Raw genomic sequence first — 18,824 nt, 5'->3', positions numbered from 1 at the left:
GCTTAGTGTTTTTCACTATCCTTTATCATTTTGATGAACTCTTTTGCCAAATTGGTAAGGAATTTGTTTTTATGATAGATAATATGGGACCACCGATCTAAATGTAAATTTTCAACTTTCAATTCAACAATAACACCTTTTTCAAGTGCATCCTGCACCAGCATATATGGCAAAATAGAGACGCCAAGTCCCATGCTTGCCGCATTCACCAGGGCTTCCGTGCTTGTGCTCTCCCATGATGGCGTATAAGTATATTCAAAAGTCGCCATAACATGATCAAACAATTCTCTGGTGCCGCTTCCATTCTCTCGCAACAACAATGGCTGTGAAAGCAGCTGTTCTATCGTTACGGTTTCTTCTTCACAGAGAGGGTTTAAAGGACTGCATATGACAGCCAATCTGTCTTTCATATAGGTATCATAATGGATATTTTCTGAATGGACAGTGCCTTCTATTAAAGCAAAATCAAGGTCATTTTGCAGGATCTTTTTCTCGATCAAATCGGAACTTCCTATAAAAACTTCAATATCTGACTGAGGGTGGTATTTGTAGAAGGTAGTTACATACCGCGGCATGAAATGGGTACCCACGGTAATGGAAGCCCCGATTCTTAACTTCTCAGAGCACTCCCATTTGTGCATATTATTCTCCATATCGTCAAAAAGAGAAACAATATGGAGTGCATATTCAAGAAAATTCCTGCCTATATCAGTAAGATAAAGCCGTTTCGATATGCGGTCAAATAGCTTTACGCCATAGTAATCCTCCAACTCCTTCACAGCAATACTGACCGCAGGCTGCGCTATATGCAGCTTCTTTGCAGCTTTTGTAATACTGTTTTCTTCGCAAACTGTCACAAAAATTTTCATATGCCGTAAAGTCAATTGTATTATCCCCCTATTCATAAGCAAAACAATATAATATATATAATATTATGATATTTTACTTATGGTTTTTCAAGTGATATACTTATCATATCTTAGATTCGCAATATGAAATCGAAATAAAGAGGATTATATTATTTTAAGCAACGAAATTCGCCAGATATGATCCGATTGACGGGGAACTTGGAGGTTATGATGAGTAACAATAAACTTTTCAAATCTTTTGCGTTGTTTATCACTTTTCTGAAAGCAAGCACGTTCACTTTTGCAGGAGGCCTTGCCATCGTTCCTGCTATCGAGCGGGACGCGGTAGAAAAATATAAGCTTTTGAGCAGGGATGAATTTATGGAATATGCCACGCTCTCACAAACTATGCCAGGTGTAATCGCATTAAACTGCGCAACACTTGTCGGGCGTCATGCGGCAGGTACTGTCGGAATGCTGGCAGCGGGCTTTGGCGCGATACTGCCGGCATTTTCCCTGATGGTGTTGGCTACAATTCTTGCAAAAATGATCCCTCAGCACGGAAGGCTTCTGGGAGCCATGCGCGGGATCCGGGCTGCGTCTGCCGCGCTGGTGCTTTCAGCCGCATTTTCTCTTGGCAGATATAATTTAAAAACCACCTTCTCCGTCATCATAATGATCGCCGCTTTCCTACTTGTTGTTGTGGGAAATTTAGGCGCACCGATTATCGTAGTGCTGTCTGGCGCTACCGGATATATTTACCAGCGTATTAGACGACATCGGGAAAGGAGTCATGAGGATGCTTCTTAAATGTTTTAATCTGTTTTACACATTTCTCAAGCTCGGTTTTTTAAGTTTCGGGGGCGGTTATGCAATGCTCTCCATGATCATGACGGAAGCGGAGCATTTTTCAGTTAGTCCTGCCCAGTTTGCAGACTTGAATGCACTGGATATGGTCGTTCCAGGCGCCATAGCTATAAATGCCGCCACTTATGTCGGATACCTCTACCAAAAACTGCCGGGAGCCATTGCGGCTACCGCAGGTGTTTCGCTGCCTTCCTTTGTCCTCACTGTCGTCATTATGCGCTTTTTTGCACATTTTAAGGACAACGACTGGCTGACGGATACTTTATCCGGCATCAAACCCGCCGCCGTCGGTTTGATAGCAGCTGCAGCGATAACGATAGCAACCAATGTACTTACGGTACCGGGAAAAAATATCGGAAATTTCCTTATTGACCCGATGGGCACTCTGTCTCTCGTTCCTGTTATTATTTTTATACTCACCGCAGTGCTCAATATACGTTTCAAAATCAATCCGATTTTGCTTACCATACTAGCGGGTGTTGTAGGGGCCATCGTGATAATATGATTTAAACTGTTCCCTTTTTATTTAAGGAAGCTTTTGATTTACAGTTTATTACCGCATTTAATGCAGTATTTATCTTTTTCATTGACGATGGCTCCGCATTTACTGCATAAATTATTTATTTTTGCTCCGCAGTTATAGCAATACACGTTGTACTTATTCTGTGCTGCACCGCATTTGTAGCAAACTTCACTATTTTGCTTTACCAATACATATACTAGTAAACCTATCAAGTTAGTAATTAGAGTAACGATTCCCCATAAAGCTGCGTTCATCCTTTTCTCATTTGAATCCTTATACACCCATAATGCCAAGCCTATCCAATAAATTAAAAGGATGACTGCCAATACCGACCCCATCGATTCAAATAACCTTTCAGCATACGGCATTATCCTGATATCACTTATGATAAAAACCTTCATGCCATTATTTTTATCAGCAAAATAATTCAGCAAATAAACCTTCTTGACATTAAAGTTAGCGTCATAAAAAAAATCATCATTTCGTTCTTTTTCTAACTTTATTATCTGTTCCATGGAATCTTTAAAATAGATAAGCTTTTCAAACCTGACAACTTTATAATATATATCCGGACTGCCTGGGTCTGTAAGATAGCCTCCTTTTTCTCTGCTATAACTTAAAGTTAGCTTATTATCCCTTCCTATGCCGGAATTCCTTACCCTATACAGGATATTATTTTCTTTATCAAGTAGAATTACATCCCTTATGTCGACCGAATCGCTAGCGAGTTTATCTAAGCGCCCTTTAATTGAAGCATCTATTCCTCTTTTTTCAACTGCATCATCCATCTTTTCATAATCTATCGCTAAAGCAATCTTGTCTCTAAACAGGTATGCAGTCATACCAATACAGATTATTAAAACAAGAATCGATAATATCACATAGATTTTTGCTACTTTTCCAAAGCTAATTTTCTTTATGAATTCATCTGTTTTTCCCATTTAACATACCCTCCTTGTTCAAATCCAAGATGAAAGGTACTGCGAGAGTTAAGGCTAAACTTTGAAATAAAATTAATGACACCGCTATGTTGATTATTGAAAATCCTGTAAATAAACTGATGAATGTTATTAATATTGTAAAAATACAGCATGAAAAAAATACCCTTCTCATCCTTATTTCATTTTTTTTCTGTTTTATTTGAAAGCATTTTTTCTCTATCTCATCTTCTAGATTCAATAGCAATCCTGCCGTCGATTGAGTATCCACATCATATTTCAAAATATTCACCTCACTTTTGCAATAGCTGCCTGAGTTTGACAATCCCATTATGTATTCTGCTCTTAACGGTCTTTGGCTCAATTTTGAGGATATCCCCGATTTCTTTAAGCGTAAGGTCTTCAATGTATTTAAGTTTTATTGCTATCCTTTGCTCCTCCGTTAAACTTTCCATTGCTTTTAAAATATCATTGCCATATATCTTATTTAAAACAATCTCCTCAACATTTACATCAGTATCCTCAATATTAAGATTATCATCTATGGTTACACTTTGCATAATTTTTTTGTTCTTTCTCAAATAGTCGATGTAACAGTTCTTCGATACCGTGATTATATATGTTGAAAATTTTGCTTTGCCATTCACATCAAATTTATCAATGCTTCTTATTATTTTTATAAAAGTTTCTTGGGTCAAATCCTCCGTTAACCTTTCATCTTCAGTAACTCTGACAAGAAATTTATATACTATGGGATGATATTTGCTTATAAGTTCCTGGAAGGCACTTTTGTCACCATTTTGGCACTTTTTTATAAGTTTTTTATCTTCCATGTGTCACCGCCCTCTAATAGGATAAGGCAATCCACTAAAACCTAACGCTTTTCCCCTCTAAATAGTAAATAATATAATATCTTTAGGCGTATAAAGATTATTTGAAGAATATTATGGAAAGAACAATTAGCGGAAAGTCTTTAGAGTTTAGCGATTGGAATAATATTCTTCAAATATAAAATATGCATCCATATCTTTATAATTTATCTCATACCTTTCATTAGTATCTCCTCAAGTTAGTATTTTTACCTTTTGGATTTTAAAAACCTTTTCTTATAGAAAACTATCGCAGTAATAAAAGCTAAAACAACAAAAGCAAAAACGGTAATCATGGAATATGTGCCTATATACCCGACAACTTTTTCCCAGGATGTACCTGCAAACGCCCCTAAATATACAAGAACAGCATTCCAGATAAAAGTTCCCACAGTAGTAAGTATCAGAAAAATTACCATGTTCATTCGTGCGATGCCGGCAGGAATGGAAATAAGGCTGCGGACAATAGGAATAAACCGGCAAAAGAAGACAGTCGGTTTCCCACGTTTTGAGAACCAGTCCGCCGCTCTCGAAACATCCTCTTTTTTAAAATGCAAAATCTTTCCCAATCTGCCGTCCAACCATCGCTCCAGTTTTTCCGGACTAAGCCATCTGCCAATCCCATAAAGTACAACTGCTCCCACTACCGATCCTATTGTGGCAAATATTATGACACCCCAAATATTCATAGATGTATAGGTAGTCATAAAGCCTCCGAAAGTTAAAATAACCTCTGACGGAATCGGAGGAAAAATATTTTCTATTGCAATAAGCAGTGCAATCCCCGCATATCCGAAAGTGTTCATAATTTGAATAATCCAATTCTGCATATTTATCATCCTTATATAATTATTTTAGAAGTATAAGCCAAACAAATATTTGTATACATCTAAAATATTACACGTTCAGAAACAGAACAGGTTGCAGGCGAATTAACCCATTCTTGATTTTTAAATAAATATGCGAAAAGAAAGGGGACATTTTAAAGTATTCATGAAACCGCATAGACCTTCCGTCCATATATAAGAATACTCATAAAATATTAAGATGGGATTTTGCAGAACTATCTTAGCTTGCTTCCGATAATCAATACAGTTTTGAAATAACGGCTTCGGCTGTTTTGTTTAGCATTTCATAAGCCTTTTCCTTTTTCTTTATTGCAAGCAGTGTATATAATATATCAAGCACATGAAGCTGAGCAATCTTGGACGTCAATGCGCCGCTTCTTAACGGAGTTTCCCTTGCAGATGTCAGCAGCACTACATCCGCCACCTTCGTAATAGGCGATTTTTCATAATTGGTAATGGCAATTGTAAAAGCACCTGCATTTTTGGCGAAGGTAAGAGAATCCACCGTATCCTTTGTGCTGCCGCTAAAGCTTATACCTATCGCAACCCCCTTATTACTCAAATTGACAGCGGACATACACTGCATATGGGGATCGCTTATAGCCTCTGCATTTATACCTATACGCATGAACTTGTATTTTGCATCCCCTGCCGTAAATGCAGAAGCCCCAACTCCATAAAGATCAACTTTTTCGGCATTGATTATGGCATCAACTGCCTTTTCCAGCTGACTCGGAGATATTACCTTTGCTGTATCCTGTATAGCAATTGTATTTGAATATGTAGTCTTTTTTATAACATCAATGATGCTATCATGTGGAGTTATATTTTCATGGACATCCTCTTCCGGCTTTACCGTCTCTCTTGCAAGCTGCAGTTTGAATTCCTGATATCCTTCCATTCCTATCTTTTTACAAAACCTGATAATGGTAGTCTCGCCAACATTACAAGCTTCGGCAAATTCTGTAATAGACATATATATTACTCCGCTATTGCTTAGTATATAGTCGGCAACCTTTTTTTCTTTTTTAGTAAAGCTTTTATATAGACTCCTGATTTTTAAAAGGCACTGATCCTGATTTTCCATATTTTCATCCTTCCATTATATGAATACTTCAAAAAAATTTACCATAACTATATTGTATTGGATATTGCGCCAAACTTCAATATCTCTTTATTTTTCCGCAGATTCTATAGCTTTGACAAATCTCCTTGTAATCTCCATCGGTCTTGTAATCGCAGTTCCTACAACAACAGCATATGCCCCTGAATCAAATGCTTTCACCGCTTCCTCCCTTACCCAGATCCTTCCTTCAGCGACCACCGGGATAGGCAGCCTTTTGGAAAGCCTTTCAATAAGTTTAAAATCAGGCGTTTCAAACTGGGGGCTATATGGCGTATATCCGGACAGGGTCGTTGAAACCATATCAAAACCCATATCATATGCATGGATTCCTTCTTCATAAGTAGATATATCTGCCATCAAAGTTATATTCCTATATTTAGCGCGTATTTCACTTACAAAAGCCTCAAGCGTCTTATTGCCCGGCCTTATCCGGTTTGTGGCATCCAACGAGATGATATCTGTTTTTGCCGCTACAAGCTCATCTATTTCTCTCATCGTTGGCGTAATATATATATCAGAGTCTTTGTACCCACGTTTTACAATGCCGAAAACAGGTACGCCAACTACTTTTTTTATTTCAACAATATCTTCAAAACTATTGGCTCTTATTCCTTTTGCCCCTCCAAGTACTGCGGCATATGCCATTCTTCCCATTATCATCGATGAATGCAGAGGCTCATTTTCAAGAGCCTGGCATGACACAATAAGGCCGCCTTTCAAAGCATTGATAGCGCCGGGCATAAGGACATTCCCCCTCTCAATCAAGCAAAACTAATGTTCATGCTTTGCTTCATATATTCAATCTGCTCTTTTCTTTCTCTGCTGTCAGATAGTACGAAATCATTGCTTATTGAATATGCGGATACCGCCATACCAAGGCTCTTTAAAAGCCCGTTGATTTTCTTTATGTCATCTTCTCCATTTAAAAAACTATCAAGCAATTCAGCATATCTTACACCATTTTCATGGCAGTAATTTATAAAATCGAATATGGTTATCTCCTTGCTGAACAGCTTTTTTTGAAGACACCAGGCGCTTACAGATAATTTCATATAAAAAGCCTCCAATTTATTTTTTAATACTTTTATGTGAAAATAAATGATATTCTACATTCAAAACAGCATCGATTGTAGTATATTAAAAAGGATAATTTTGCCTTATAATGTATATGCTTTTGGAAATTAACTCCTTTTTATAATATCACACTTATTTAATTATTACTACCCTTTCACATAAAAAAGAATATTTTCTCCATTTTATTTTTCATATCTCCAAAAATTTCCTTACATGCTGCGATAACAATACGTTTACAAATCAAAAACCTTTTTACAGATCATTTTGTGGTAAAATAGAGGAAATATCATGCTTATGTCACAGGAGATGACGGTATGGCTGCAAACAGGATACTTGTTGTGGAAGATGAAAAGTCCATTTCGGATTTTATATCGATTAATCTTCAATATACAGGGTATGAATATGCCGTTTTAGCGGACGGAGACGAGACGGTCGCATATCTTAAGCAGGATCATTCCTTTGATTTGGCCCTGCTTGACATTATGATTCCGGGAGTAGACGGTTTTGAACTTATGAAGTACATGAAACAGTATAACATACCTGTTATCTATCTTACGGCCAAGTCGGACGTATCATCGAAAATCAAAGGGCTGCGGGACGGTGCAGAGGATTATATCGTAAAGCCATTCGAGGTTTTGGAATTGCTCGTCCGAATTGAAAAGGTGCTGGAAAGGACGGGAAAGCTCAAAAAGGTTTTGCATTTCAAGGATATAACCATTGATGTGGAAAACCATTCCGTCTTTCAGTGCGGAAGGGAAATTCAGTTAAAACCCCTTGAATTCGACCTTTTTGCCATGCTTGTAAAATACAAAAACCGGACATTGCCCCGGGAACGTCTGCTTAACGAGATATGGGGTGTAGATTTTATCGGTGGGACGCGTACGGTGGACGTACATATTGCGCAGCTTAGAAAAAAATTGAAGCTGGATGTTGAAATTAAAACGATCCCCAAGATCGGTTATCGTTTGGAGGATTGACCTTTATGAAGCTATGGCTGAAAATATCCCTGATTTGTATCATCGTACTGATGCTGATTATCGGAGTCTGCAGCACGATTTTGCTCATCCAATCTCGGGAGAGCATATTGCAAATAACCATGGACAATATCCGTACCGAGCAGCATAACCTGCAGGCGTCGTTTTCCGGGATGGTCAATTATTACGGCAACTATTATGACAGCGACAACCTGGAACCTGTAGCGAAACGTTCAATGCTCAAATATTGTTTCTCCCTCTTTGCAAATAATACTTCAGTACTCATATATGGGGATGAGACCATCTATTCCAATATCAGTCTGCTCCCGGAAAAGATACTGCCGCTTTCAGAGCCCTACCAGCAAAAGCTCTTTATAGGCAAGATTGACGGCAGGCATATACTTATTGCAGGGAGCAACGTCGGAATTCTTTCAGATGAATGTAAAGTTTATACCGTGCGGGATATCACCTCAGTATATACCGATATCAGACGGATGGCCTTGCAATTTATAGCGATCAGCCTCGCCTGTATCATGATTGGAACCGGGCTTATAATTTTTCTTGTGCGTTTTGCCACCCGCCATTTAGAAAAACTGGGCAGCTCGGCACGGCGTATTGCAAATGGAAAATACGACGAGAGGACTGAGATTGCCTCAAATGACGAGGTAGGCGCATTGGCCCGTAATTTTAACATTATGGCGGGAGCGGTTGAAATGCACATAGATGAACTGGAAAAAGCTGCGGAGCGCCAGAGAGTTTTCATAGGAGGATTGACCCATGAATTCAAGACCCCCCTCACATCTGTGATAGGGCATTCCGAAACTCTCCTTTACACTAAGTTGCCAGAAGATGTGGCGTATAACTCTCTCATCCAGATCCACGATCAATGCAAATGGCTGGAGCGGCTGACCCAGAAACTCCTCGCTCTTATAACTCTGCAGGAAAATATAACACTTCGTGAGGAATCCGTCACTAAATTGCTGAACGCTGTGAAAGACAATGTGGATGAAACATTCAAGCAGCGCAAGACTAATCTTAAAATAACATGCGGCATTGACACACTTTACATGGATTTTGACCTGATGCTGAGCGCAGTCACAAATCTTGCGGATAATGGCTCCAAGGCCTCCAGCGCAGGGCAAACGGTGGAAATCTCGGCATACGGCCGGACTATTCAGGTACGGGATCACGGCAAGGGTATTCCGAGGAATGAAATTGAAAAGATAACCGAACCTTTTTATATGGTTGATCGTTCCCGCAGCAAAAAGAACGGCGGCAGCGGCCTTGGGCTGGCTCTTGTAAAACAGATTACGGATGCGCATCATGCCGGGCTTGTTTTCGAAAGTGAACCCGGGAAAGGGACGACTGTAAAGATCATATTCCCTTGATTACAAAAAGTTTACACTTTTATGATGTCTTTTGTGTCTGAATATAAGATCATAGTCTTAGCAAAAGAAATGAGGTGTGATGATGAAAAGGGAAATATCTATTGTTTTGGCCGTAATTCTTGCCTTTGTGTTAGTTTCATGCCAGCATACGCCTAAGAGTCCGATTGTAGTCGGTAAGGATACAGGTAAGGTCATAGAGAAGGCGACTTCTGAGAATAACGGGAAAAGCCTGACAGAGATGCTGAAAGCTCCTGATACTTACAAAGCCTCCCTAACTACAAAAAATAATGATGTTAAGGCTAATGTGAATATGAAAGTTACAATTCCCGATGTGGAAAAAATCCCAACTCTTAGCGTACAGAAAAGAGAATTTTCGCAGAAGGAGATAAACAGCTTGCGAAAAATATTGCTCGGTGAAAAGAATATTTACTCAGCCGAATCAGCTTTTGCCATGACAAAGGCCGAAATACAGGAAGAAATCGTCAAACTCCGGCAAAAGCTCAAAGGTGCAAAGGGCTCCGATAAAGATATGATAGACTCTACAATTGCCAAATATGAAAAAGTATACGAGACTGCTCCCGAGACCGTTGATAAAACGCCGATTTCTACTGATATTATAAAGGACGGGAAAAAGCGTGAAGTAGTTAAGGGCATCACTGACGGCGAGGATGGCAAGCATGGGTATTTCGAGGTAGTTAACAGTCCAAAATACAATGCATACAGAGTGTTCTATTCCTCTGAGCCTGATGGGTATTCCACTGCAGAATGTTTCCGATTATATGAATGGGATAAGAATGTCATGTACAAAAGTGGAATCAATTCCAAAACACTTCAAAAGATGCCGACGCTCTCCATAACCAGGGAACAGGCTCAAAAGCTTGCAAAAGATTTTATCCATTCCCTTGGAATCGATTACTTAACATGCTATTCCATAGAAAAGGCAATCGGTTGTGTCAATCTGCAAAACGGTACCCAGCCGACAGCAACATACAATGGGTATTCACTTGAATTTGTTCGGACAGTAAACGGAGTACCGGTTGTTTATACTGATAACAAAATAAACCGCACAACGCTGCTTTCCTATACAGGTGATAGCGTGGATACCCCCAAAGATGCTGAAAACAATCCTGAATACACCGCTCCATGGCCCTATGAAAGAATGTCATTTATGATAGATGACAGCGGAATACGGGAATTTGTATGGGAATCTCCCTATAAGATTACAAAAACAGTTACACAAAATACGACTGTATTGCCTTTTAGCGATATCTCAAAAGTATTTGATTCCATGATTTTAATTACAAAAGCAGGAAAGACCGGAAACCAATCGGTTGTATTTGACATCTCAAAGGCAAATCTGGGACTGATGCGTATTACTGAAAAAAATAATAACGATACCGCTTTACTGATACCTGTTTGGGACTTTTTCGGGAGCTTGACCTATATTGCCGACAAGGATCGAGACGGAAGCAGCACCTCTGAGGTAGACAATGATTTGCTTTGCAGCAGGCTTACAATTAATGCAATCGACGGCAGTATTATCGATAGAAGTGCAGCGGGATATTAAACAGGCAGATTAAATCAAAAGCAGGCATGAAAAATATAAAAAATGTCCATGCTTGCTTTCTTTATTCCGTTTTTAGAAAAATGGAGGATGAATTCAATGGTTTATGTAATACGATCGGATATAAAACGCGCTGTTTCTTCCAAAGGCTTTTTACTTGGCGTCACGGCAGCTGTATTGATGATTCTGCTATCCTCACTGAATGAAATAATTGAAATATCGAGGAGCACCGGTCCTCTACCATATGGCTATCATGCCAGGCTTATTATCAGCGCCTTATCTTCCGATACGATGACATTGACAGTGCCCATCATCTGTACATTGCCTTATACAACCGCCTATATAGACGATATAAAAAGCGGTTTTATAAAAGAATATCTGCCGCGTTCCGGGATAAACCGGTATATAAAGGGAAAGCTCATGGCCTGCGGGCTTTCAGGAGGGCTTGTGTTGTTTTTAGGCATCCTGTCTGCCTATGGTATTTCGGCGCTTGTATTTATGCCGATGGAACTTGCTTCCTCCGCCGGGAAAGTTGCTGAACCGCACTTTGCAGTCATATTCACGAAGGCATTAATGCTGTTTTTCTCCGGTATGTTTTGGTCGATTCTAGGGTTTACGCTTGCTGCCCTTACCATGAACCGGTATATGGCATATGCTTCGCCGTTTATTTTTTATTATGTGCTTATTATTATCCATGAGCGGTATTTCAAGGAGTTATATGTGCTATACCCAAAGGAATGGATATCCCCCTCAAAAGACTGGGTACTCGGGGAATTTGGCGTGATATTATTCCTTTTAGAGCTCACCGCCATTGTTTGCTTATGGTTTGCCACATCGGCAAAGAGGAGGCTTGCAAATGTCTAAGCTAAAACAGGTTTGTTCGGTTGCTGCATACGATTTTAGATGGTGGCACAAGAACCCGCGTATTTTTATCACATTTGCGCTGGCTTTTATATTGTGTTTCCTGCTTTCGGACAAAGCCGTTAAATTCGCTGCAGAGTATGGAACGACCATGCAGATTGTGGAAGTCTTTATCTGGACATTCGATGACGGCAATTCAATATTGCTTTCATCCCTGCTTCTGGTGCTGTTGTTTGCGGATATGCCATTTTTAAGCGCAGGGACGCCGTTTTATCTCGTTCGTATCGACCGCAAAACATGGATTACAGGCCAGGCTCTATATATAATATCCGCAACGTGCATTTATATGGTTTTTATCCTCGCATCTACATCGTTCCTGTGTATGAACAACTCCTTCACGGGAAACATGTGGAGCAAGACGGCGGCAATGCTCGGCTATTCCGGTGCAGGGAAGAATATTTCCATACCTGCCTTTGTTAAGACCATGGAAATGTCAACGCCATATGCCTGCATGGGAACTGTTTTCTTGCTTATGCTTCTTTACTCCCTGCTTATGGTTTTTATCATGCTTACATTCAATATCAAAATGGGTCAGCTCGCTGGAGTAATGAGCGTTTTTGCATTCAGCCTGTCGGGATTCCTCCTTACCCCAAAACTGCTGAAAACCATGTTCCATATTCCGGATAATCTCATTTATAAGGCGAATGTGGTTGCAGGGTGGTTATCCCCACTTAATCATGCTACCTACAATATGCATAATTTCGGTTATGACATGTTGCCGCGCCTGTGGCATACATATTTGATATTCATTATGTTGATTTTAGTATTTTACGGATTTGCGCTGCATTCCATACGGAAATACAATTTCAAATTTACGGGTACGTAAGGGTGCATATTTTATATTTGAAAAATAGTAACCAAAGGCGGCAATCAATTTGGATGCCACATGGGAGGAATAAAATGGATATTGCGATAAGCGTGCAGAATGTATATAAATCTTTTGGAGAAGAAGTGGTTTTGCACGGTATTTCCCACGATTTTGAGGAAGGAAAAATTCATGGAATTATAGGCAACAACGGCTCCGGGAAAACTGTCCTTTTAAAATGTATCTGCGGTTTTCTTCTGCCCGATAGGGGCAGGATACTCGTCAATTATATGCAGGTGGGCAGAGATGTGGATTTCCCGGATAATATGGGAATTATCATTGAAGTCCCGGGCTTCCTGCCGGGCCTCACGGGTATAAAAAACCTTTCCATATTGGCATCGCTCAAGAACAGAGTTACCCGTGAGGCCATATCTGCTGCAATCCGTCGTGTCGGGCTTGATCCTGATATGAAAAAACCTGTTGGAAAGTACTCCCTTGGCATGCGGCAGCGGCTGGGAATCGCCCAGGCAATTATGGAGGACCCGTCAATTCTCATACTGGATGAACCGTTCAACGGACTGGATAAAAATGGCGTCATCCAGATGCACGAGCTTATAAAGGACCTGCGAAATCAGGGCAAGACCATTCTTCTTTCCAGCCATAATCAAATTGACATTGACAACCTATGCGATACGGTATGCGAGATCGACGCAGGCGTCATGACGGTGGTGAGATAATTGAGTGAAGCGATTCAACTTGAGCATGTAGTCAGGATGTATCCGCCTGCCCGGCGGATAATAAGCGACATTACCCTGTGCATCCATAGAGGAGAAAGCGTTTGCATCAGCGGAGCGCCTAAAAGCGGCAAAACTACGCTTATGAAGCTCATTGCCGGAATGGAACACCCCAGTGCAGGCAGCATCTATGTAATGGAAGAAGCCATGCATGAAATGGATGCTGACTCTGCAGCGGATTTTCGCAACAGAAACATGGCTGTTATGCTGCAGGACCCCTATTTTGTACCAGGGCTTACGATATGGGAAAATATAGGGCTGCCGCTGCTTGTACGCGGAGTTGAGCCGGAGCAGAGGATAAAAATGGTAAAGCAGCAGCTTAAAATACTGGAAATTTCTAACGTCGCATGCGCTTATCCAAGACAGATCCCGCTATTTGAAGGCCAGATTGCATCTCTTGCACGGGCATTGATTGTGCAGCCGAAAATATTACTATTGGATGAGATAGATGCCAACCTTTCTGAAAGGGAAACAAAACAAATAGCAAAAATTTTGGATGGTATACGGCAAAATAATGAAACCACCATGGTTTATTTTACAGGAAGACAAAGAACTGAATTGAATACGGATAGGCAATTTATTTTAGATTACGGCAAGATTCGGGAGGAATGAAGATGAAAAAACTCTGCTCAATGGTTATGACTGTAATATTGCTCTGTATGCTGTCCGTTACTGCATCGGCCGAAGAGAAAATTTCTTCTGCCTCATCGCAAAAGGAAAGCACAAATGAATCCACTCCTAAAATCAATAACACCAACACTGTGGAAACGTCCCCCAAAGAGCCTGCTTCCCAGCCTAAAGTTATTGTCAACGGACACAGCATAAATCCATCTCCTGTTATGGCTGGAGAAAAATTCACTGTAAAAGTTACGCTCAAAAATACAAGTGACGAGAAATCGGTACGGAATATGACGGTGACGGCATCGTTTGATTGTCCAAATATATCTCTGCTTAATAGCAGCAATACATTTTATATAAAAAAGCTTGATAGAAACAAAACTGCTGAAATATTGCTTAAATACAAAAGCGATGCTGTGACACCGCCACAGCGCTACGATATCACCCTTTCAATAGAATATGAAAATGATGAGGCCGTGTCATTCTCTTCAAGGGGCACAGTATCTGTGGAGGTCGACCAGCCCATGCATATCGAAATGGAAACACCCCGGATTGCTTCAGAGGTAAACGCTGGTGATACGCTGCCGGTATCATTTCAGGTAATGAACTTGGGGCACGGAAAAGCATACAACGTACGCTGCATATTAAAGGCTGCCGGCCTGATTCCATCCGGCACCACGTTTGTCGGGAACATGGAGGCAGGGACATCTTCCACAGGAGAGATGGATGTGTTTATTGGCACGAAAGATATGACCGGAGACTATGACGGAGGGGAAAAATACGGACCGACCAGCGGTAAAGTTACCCTGTTGTATGAGGATGAATCCGGCAAACAGTATACGAAGGAATCAGAGTTTTCTACAAATATCAATACTCCCGTTATCAATGAAAATCCCTCAAAACCCGAGGAAAAACCTGCCCGTGCAGGTCAATGGTGGATATCCATTGTTATCGGTGCGGCAATTATCGAAGGATTATTCGCCTTTTTTATGATCCGCAGCAAACGCAGAGGTAAATTTTATGAAGAAGTTTGATATGTTTCATATGGCTGTCAAAAACCTGAAATGGAAATGGGCGGCATTGCCTGCTATATGTATTGCCGTCAGCAGTTTCTGCCTATCTTTTGCCGGTATGGCATATACTGCAGTGAATAAAGAAAAATCCCAACCTTATGATCTTACTATTAATGCGCAAGGCAATACGGCAATTACCGACCGTACGATTACGAATATATTGGGGATCCCTGATGTAAAAGCCGCGACTCCCGTACTTCAAGTACCTTCTGCCATAACTGCAGGTAAATATTCGGCACAGTTGACCCTTGCAGGCATCCAGGCAGATTATTTCGAAGGGCACTTTATTACCGGAAATATCTTTCCCGATAATAGCGTAATGCCATATATTATCATCAATCAATCCGCCTGCCGGCAATTCAGTCAAACAGAAAACTCGGAAGATATGGCAAAATCAAATATATCAGATAAGAATCAGGATGTAAACAATACACCTGACTCTAAGAGCGGAATATCCAAAAGCGAAAAAGACAAGTCTTCAATACCGGCTGCTTCATCGGCATTTACAGTAAAAGACAGCAAGAACAGCAAGATGCAATCATCAAGAGAAGAAGATACGCAAGGCGGATCTGATGGAATAGATTGGCTGAATGCCAGCTTCCGTATTCAAAACGAAAGACACCCTGTTATATCAAGGGTATGTGGAATATTTTCCAAAGGTGATACAAATCAGGAACCTGCAGCATATATCAGCCTGTCTGCTGCGAAGGAACTGCTTTACAGAAGCGGACAACCTGCCAATATCAAAACAGCATACGTGCGTATAAAAAACATAGGCTGTGCGACAAGAGTCGAAAGACAAATCAGCGCCCTTGGATTTGCCGTTACAAATGGAAATTCCATGCTTCAGGACAAATGGGATTCAGAAATAAAGGAAATGCATTATCTACTGGCAATAGGGGCACTCAATCTTCTATATTTCACACTTTTTGCATACGAATACAAGCGCAGAACAATTCAGAAAAGAAAGCCCGAGCTTTTCATGCTGCTCTTGGTCGGTATGAAAAAAAATGACATTAAAAAAATAACTGATATGCAGTCATGGATATTAGCGGCAGCCGGTATAAGCATAGGCATCATCATGAGCTGTATTTTAAAAATAATCCTAAAATTATAACAGTAATATTTCTTTTATTCAGTATTTTCATGCTCCTTTCATATAGACTTTGTAAATTTCCTCTCTCTTTTCAATCTTAAAAGCATAATAGAAAATACTACAATCCATAGCATATATCCATAAATATTAATACGTTCCCAAACACCCATCATGGGTGTAGGCATGTTTAAGGCATGATTCAAACCGGCCGATGTGCCAAAAGCAACCAAAAATATCATTGTAACAATCGAAGAACCCGGCTGCATTTCTAAGCATTTTTCATCTGTTCGGCAAAACGAGCGATGTTATCTTCCATAACTCGCGACTGGTTTTTCCCCGAGCCGGAAATCATCCTAATTATAAAGCGCTCCAGGAAATTCATTTTATTAAAATCATATTCTCCGCCGAATGATTCCTTAGCAACAGCAACTGATAGCAGCTTCTTCGGAAAAGATGATTCAAGCTGTTTTCTGGCATTTTCTCCATCTGCCATTCCGCATATAAAAAAGCCAATTTTTTTGCTCTTCAAGGTATTGAGATTCTCTGTACAAAAACGCGCCGTGGACTTTTGAATTCTCCCGGCATAGATTGAGCCGCCAATTATAACCTTATCATATTGCGCCAAATCTGGACGATTGCTGCTTAAATCACAAATGTCAGCCTTTTCACCAAGTTTTTCTGCAAGCATCTCGGCGCATTTTTTTGTAAATCCGTATTTGGTTCCATAAGCGATTAATGTACTCATTTTTCAATTCCTCCCGTTCTATCCTTATTTATTTGTGGTGACTTTTTTGATTTTATGTATATTCCTTATTTTCTATTATAACACCACCTGTTAAAATAAATATTAATAATCTATGCAATGCCCTCTTCGAGCTCCTCAATGAATTTTTTCGCATACTCGTTCATTTCATCACACAAAGAATATGTTTCAGGAAGATAGCAACGATTTTTATCAATAACATTTTGTTTCATATAATTGATGGTTTCCAGCAGGGATTGGCCTCTTACTGAACCTGTGATCAAGGTTTTTACAACTAGATACGTCCTTCCACCTTCAAGGATATGCGCATCATGCAAAATTTTACCTTCGACTGTTGTTGGAACTTCATTACGCTGGGATTCCCAAGTAATTTTTATAATGTCTTCGATTTTATCATCGCTGAAACTTCTCATTTTCAACCAATGTTTTATGTCATTTTCATTGGAATAGATAAAGCCATGAAAAAACATGGCATAAATTAATTTCTCATAATCGATGTTATAGTTCCCGAGTTTTATGATTTTATCAACCCACTTATGCACTAATTCAATATGCCACATATTATGCATAATATCCTTATTGGCATAATACGGCTTGACAAAAGATTTTAAATCATCTAATTCCACAATTCCAGCCTCCCAAAATATAAATAATCTCATCGTTGGTGCATTTTTTATATTTAAGGAATATTCTTCAAATAATCTTTATGCACCCTCTCATCTGCAGATCAGAATGGCAAAACGATACTTGGCATATTTATAATCCGCGGTTTTCATCGATCATCATTTGATATTGTGAATCACCAAGCCCATACTCCGGAAAAATGGACAATAAGTCATCAATAAGATTCTCTTTACTTAAATTTCTCTTGATATACTTTATAATCGGGCTTTCTTTTTCCTTGTAATTCAGATACATTTTTATTGATTGATAAGTAACAGGTAGTATTTTTAACGCAGGAATTTTGTGGTCATATAAAACGTCCTTATAAATATCTAAATAGCCGCTAACATCAATTTCAAATACATCAGACACCATATCTCCAATTCTTTCAAGTACCATGCAAAATAGGGCATCACCTTTATATCCAATTTGTTCAAGATATGCAAGAATCGTAATCAGATTCATCTGGCAAAACATGTCATCACCAAACCATAAAACAACAGTATCAAATTTTTCGTGAAAAAGTGGTTTTAATGGCTCAAGCACAATTTTTCTATATTCTGCATCCGTCGTTTTCAATGATTTAACTCTTTTCTCTATAAAAGAATCCGAAAATATTTCAGTATCGGTTTCACCCCAGCACATCGCTTCATTAAAAGGCACATAAGTTTGTTTTTCTTTGATAAGATTGTTATTTTCAAATTTGCTAAGCATGCAGGAGCCATTGAGAATATGCAAAATTTTAGCAGAATATTTGGTTCCAATTTTCCCCTGGACACTCTTGATTGTATTTTTCATAACTCCATTTCCTCCATTATCTTGAACCTTTCACATCTAAAGCCCCGGGATTCTTCTTTCATCCGCCTCGTAACCTACCATCACTTTTACATTCTGTAATTTGCCTCTGACATCAGCTCCACATTATTCTGTACTTTACATTCCTGTCCTTTCATTATAATCTGAAAAATCATAATTGTCCACGAGAAGAATACATCTTCTTGAAAGGTATATAAAATAACTCAATTATCAAATTAAGTTCCACCCCTTATCCTCTTAAAGTGGAAGTTACCCT

At 39.6% G+C, this 18,824-nt stretch carries 22 protein-coding genes; 11 read left to right on the top strand and 11 right to left on the bottom strand.

All coding sequences use genetic code 11. The annotated features are described in order from the left end of the window. Positions 1 to 2: 2 nt before the first annotated feature. Positions 3 to 884, bottom strand: coding sequence for a LysR family transcriptional regulator (locus tag QME45_09685; GenBank protein MDI6618927.1), 882 nt, complete (start codon positions 882 to 884; stop codon positions 3 to 5). 162 nt (positions 885 to 1,046) lie between these two features. Between QME45_09685 and QME45_09680 the strand changes: the two genes are divergently transcribed. Together QME45_09680 and QME45_09675 are read left to right on the top strand one after the other, a co-directional pair. Continuing rightward, positions 1,047 to 1,658 (top strand): chromate transporter, encoded by a 612-nt coding sequence (locus QME45_09680; GenBank protein ID MDI6618926.1) that lies wholly within the window; start codon positions 1,047 to 1,049, stop codon positions 1,656 to 1,658. Next, complete coding sequence (locus QME45_09675; GenBank protein MDI6618925.1) at positions 1,648 to 2,220, top strand: chromate transporter; 573 nt, start codon at positions 1,648 to 1,650, stop codon at positions 2,218 to 2,220. The genes QME45_09680 and QME45_09675 overlap by 11 nt, the downstream gene beginning before the upstream one ends. Before the next feature lie 38 nt (positions 2,221 to 2,258). On the opposite strand, the gene QME45_09670 is transcribed toward QME45_09675, so the two are convergent. The 7 genes from QME45_09670 to QME45_09640 all read right to left on the bottom strand — a co-directional run bounded on the left by QME45_09670 (position 2,259) and on the right by QME45_09640 (position 7,071). Further along, positions 2,259 to 3,179, bottom strand: coding sequence for a zinc ribbon domain-containing protein (locus QME45_09670; protein MDI6618924.1), 921 nt, complete (start codon positions 3,177 to 3,179; stop codon positions 2,259 to 2,261). After that, positions 3,163 to 3,459, bottom strand: a complete 297-nt coding sequence (locus QME45_09665) for a hypothetical protein (GenBank protein ID MDI6618923.1) — start codon at positions 3,457 to 3,459, stop codon at positions 3,163 to 3,165. Before QME45_09665 ends, QME45_09670 begins: the two co-directional genes overlap by 17 nt. Positions 3,460 to 3,469: 10 nt before the next feature. Beyond that, positions 3,470 to 4,009 carry a sigma-70 family RNA polymerase sigma factor gene (locus tag QME45_09660; GenBank protein MDI6618922.1) on the bottom strand — a complete coding sequence of 180 codons (540 nt, stop codon included), beginning with the start codon at positions 4,007 to 4,009 and terminating at the stop codon, positions 3,470 to 3,472. Positions 4,010 to 4,254: 245 nt separating this feature from the next. Beyond that, on the bottom strand, positions 4,255 to 4,875 hold the full coding sequence (locus QME45_09655; protein ID MDI6618921.1) for a DedA family protein: 621 nt from the start codon (positions 4,873 to 4,875) through the stop codon (positions 4,255 to 4,257). A gap of 256 nt (positions 4,876 to 5,131) precedes the next feature. Continuing rightward, positions 5,132 to 5,980, bottom strand: coding sequence for a MurR/RpiR family transcriptional regulator (locus tag QME45_09650; GenBank protein MDI6618920.1), 849 nt, complete (start codon positions 5,978 to 5,980; stop codon positions 5,132 to 5,134). Between the two features lie 87 nt (positions 5,981 to 6,067). Next, a complete protein-coding gene (locus tag QME45_09645) occupies positions 6,068 to 6,760 on the bottom strand; it encodes an N-acetylmannosamine-6-phosphate 2-epimerase (GenBank protein ID MDI6618919.1) in 693 nt (230 codons plus the stop codon). Positions 6,761 to 6,780: 20 nt separating this feature from the next. Then, positions 6,781 to 7,071, bottom strand: coding sequence for a hypothetical protein (locus tag QME45_09640; protein MDI6618918.1), 291 nt, complete (start codon positions 7,069 to 7,071; stop codon positions 6,781 to 6,783). Positions 7,072 to 7,407: 336 nt separating this feature from the next. On the opposite strand from QME45_09640, the gene QME45_09635 reads away from it, so the two are divergent. The 9 genes from QME45_09635 (at position 7,408) to QME45_09595 (ending at position 16,347) form a co-directional block, all read left to right on the top strand. After that, positions 7,408 to 8,070, top strand: a complete 663-nt coding sequence (locus QME45_09635; protein MDI6618917.1) for a response regulator transcription factor — start codon at positions 7,408 to 7,410, stop codon at positions 8,068 to 8,070. Positions 8,071 to 8,075: 5 nt separating this feature from the next. Next, positions 8,076 to 9,455: a HAMP domain-containing sensor histidine kinase gene (locus tag QME45_09630; protein MDI6618916.1), complete on the top strand. Its 1,380-nt coding sequence runs from the start codon at positions 8,076 to 8,078 to the stop codon at positions 9,453 to 9,455. Between the two features lie 79 nt (positions 9,456 to 9,534). Continuing rightward, a complete protein-coding gene (locus QME45_09625) occupies positions 9,535 to 11,022 on the top strand; it encodes a DUF6034 family protein (protein ID MDI6618915.1) in 1,488 nt (495 codons plus the stop codon). Positions 11,023 to 11,118: 96 nt separating this feature from the next. Beyond that, complete coding sequence (locus tag QME45_09620; GenBank protein ID MDI6618914.1) at positions 11,119 to 11,883, top strand: hypothetical protein; 765 nt, start codon at positions 11,119 to 11,121, stop codon at positions 11,881 to 11,883. Continuing rightward, positions 11,876 to 12,766 carry a hypothetical protein gene (locus tag QME45_09615; protein MDI6618913.1) on the top strand — a complete coding sequence of 297 codons (891 nt, stop codon included), beginning with the start codon at positions 11,876 to 11,878 and terminating at the stop codon, positions 12,764 to 12,766. Before QME45_09620 ends, QME45_09615 begins: the two co-directional genes overlap by 8 nt. A 74-nt stretch (positions 12,767 to 12,840) precedes the next feature. Continuing rightward, positions 12,841 to 13,482, top strand: a complete 642-nt coding sequence (locus QME45_09610) for an ABC transporter ATP-binding protein (GenBank protein ID MDI6618912.1) — start codon at positions 12,841 to 12,843, stop codon at positions 13,480 to 13,482. Continuing rightward, complete coding sequence (locus tag QME45_09605) at positions 13,483 to 14,151, top strand: ATP-binding cassette domain-containing protein (GenBank protein ID MDI6618911.1); 669 nt, start codon at positions 13,483 to 13,485, stop codon at positions 14,149 to 14,151. Positions 14,152 to 14,153: 2 nt separating this feature from the next. Next, positions 14,154 to 15,191 carry a hypothetical protein gene (locus QME45_09600; protein ID MDI6618910.1) on the top strand — a complete coding sequence of 346 codons (1,038 nt, stop codon included), beginning with the start codon at positions 14,154 to 14,156 and terminating at the stop codon, positions 15,189 to 15,191. Further along, a complete protein-coding gene (locus tag QME45_09595) occupies positions 15,178 to 16,347 on the top strand; it encodes a hypothetical protein (protein MDI6618909.1) in 1,170 nt (389 codons plus the stop codon). The genes QME45_09600 and QME45_09595 overlap by 14 nt, the downstream gene beginning before the upstream one ends. A 247-nt stretch (positions 16,348 to 16,594) precedes the next feature. Here the strand turns inward: QME45_09595 and QME45_09590 are convergent, their stop codons facing one another. The 3 genes from QME45_09590 to QME45_09580 form a co-directional block, all read right to left on the bottom strand. After that, positions 16,595 to 17,071 (bottom strand): flavodoxin domain-containing protein, encoded by a 477-nt coding sequence (locus tag QME45_09590; protein MDI6618908.1) that lies wholly within the window; start codon positions 17,069 to 17,071, stop codon positions 16,595 to 16,597. Between the two features lie 110 nt (positions 17,072 to 17,181). Next, on the bottom strand, positions 17,182 to 17,715 hold the full coding sequence (locus QME45_09585; GenBank protein ID MDI6618907.1) for a hypothetical protein: 534 nt from the start codon (positions 17,713 to 17,715) through the stop codon (positions 17,182 to 17,184). A 130-nt stretch (positions 17,716 to 17,845) separates the two neighbouring features. Then, complete coding sequence (locus tag QME45_09580) at positions 17,846 to 18,550, bottom strand: hypothetical protein (protein ID MDI6618906.1); 705 nt, start codon at positions 18,548 to 18,550, stop codon at positions 17,846 to 17,848. Between the last annotated feature and the right edge of the window lie 274 nt (positions 18,551 to 18,824).

The organism is Clostridiales bacterium (assembly GCA_030016385.1).
Classification (GTDB): Bacteria; Bacillota; Clostridia; order Clostridiales; family Oxobacteraceae; genus JASEJN01.
The sequence above is the reverse complement of the archived record's forward strand: the minus strand, read 5'-3'. Positions and strand labels throughout refer to the sequence as shown.

Excerpts from the sequence above, each read along its gene's own strand:
- QME45_09680 (MDI6618926.1), top strand. The coding sequence starts at position 1,047 with ATGATCCGATTGACGGGGAACTTGGAGGTTATGATGAGTAACAATAAA.
- QME45_09675 (MDI6618925.1), top strand. The coding sequence starts at position 1,648 with ATGCTTCTTAAATGTTTTAATCTGTTTTACACATTTCTCAAGCTCGGT.
- QME45_09670 (MDI6618924.1), bottom strand. The coding sequence starts at position 3,179 with ATGGGAAAAACAGATGAATTCATAAAGAAAATTAGCTTTGGAAAAGTA.
- QME45_09660 (MDI6618922.1), bottom strand. The coding sequence starts at position 4,009 with ATGGAAGATAAAAAACTTATAAAAAAGTGCCAAAATGGTGACAAAAGT.
- QME45_09655 (MDI6618921.1), bottom strand. The coding sequence starts at position 4,875 with ATGCAGAATTGGATTATTCAAATTATGAACACTTTCGGATATGCGGGG.
- QME45_09650 (MDI6618920.1), bottom strand. The coding sequence starts at position 5,980 with ATGGAAAATCAGGATCAGTGCCTTTTAAAAATCAGGAGTCTATATAAA.
- QME45_09645 (MDI6618919.1), bottom strand. The coding sequence starts at position 6,760 with ATGCCCGGCGCTATCAATGCTTTGAAAGGCGGCCTTATTGTGTCATGC.
- QME45_09640 (MDI6618918.1), bottom strand. The coding sequence starts at position 7,071 with ATGAAATTATCTGTAAGCGCCTGGTGTCTTCAAAAAAAGCTGTTCAGC.
- QME45_09635 (MDI6618917.1), top strand. The coding sequence starts at position 7,408 with ATGGCTGCAAACAGGATACTTGTTGTGGAAGATGAAAAGTCCATTTCG.
- QME45_09630 (MDI6618916.1), top strand. The coding sequence starts at position 8,076 with ATGAAGCTATGGCTGAAAATATCCCTGATTTGTATCATCGTACTGATG.
- QME45_09625 (MDI6618915.1), top strand. The coding sequence starts at position 9,535 with ATGATGAAAAGGGAAATATCTATTGTTTTGGCCGTAATTCTTGCCTTT.
- QME45_09620 (MDI6618914.1), top strand. The coding sequence starts at position 11,119 with ATGGTTTATGTAATACGATCGGATATAAAACGCGCTGTTTCTTCCAAA.
- QME45_09615 (MDI6618913.1), top strand. The coding sequence starts at position 11,876 with ATGTCTAAGCTAAAACAGGTTTGTTCGGTTGCTGCATACGATTTTAGA.
- QME45_09610 (MDI6618912.1), top strand. The coding sequence starts at position 12,841 with ATGGATATTGCGATAAGCGTGCAGAATGTATATAAATCTTTTGGAGAA.
- QME45_09600 (MDI6618910.1), top strand. The coding sequence starts at position 14,154 with ATGAAAAAACTCTGCTCAATGGTTATGACTGTAATATTGCTCTGTATG.
- QME45_09595 (MDI6618909.1), top strand. The coding sequence starts at position 15,178 with ATGAAGAAGTTTGATATGTTTCATATGGCTGTCAAAAACCTGAAATGG.
- QME45_09590 (MDI6618908.1), bottom strand. The coding sequence starts at position 17,071 with ATGAGTACATTAATCGCTTATGGAACCAAATACGGATTTACAAAAAAA.
- QME45_09580 (MDI6618906.1), bottom strand. The coding sequence starts at position 18,550 with ATGAAAAATACAATCAAGAGTGTCCAGGGGAAAATTGGAACCAAATAT.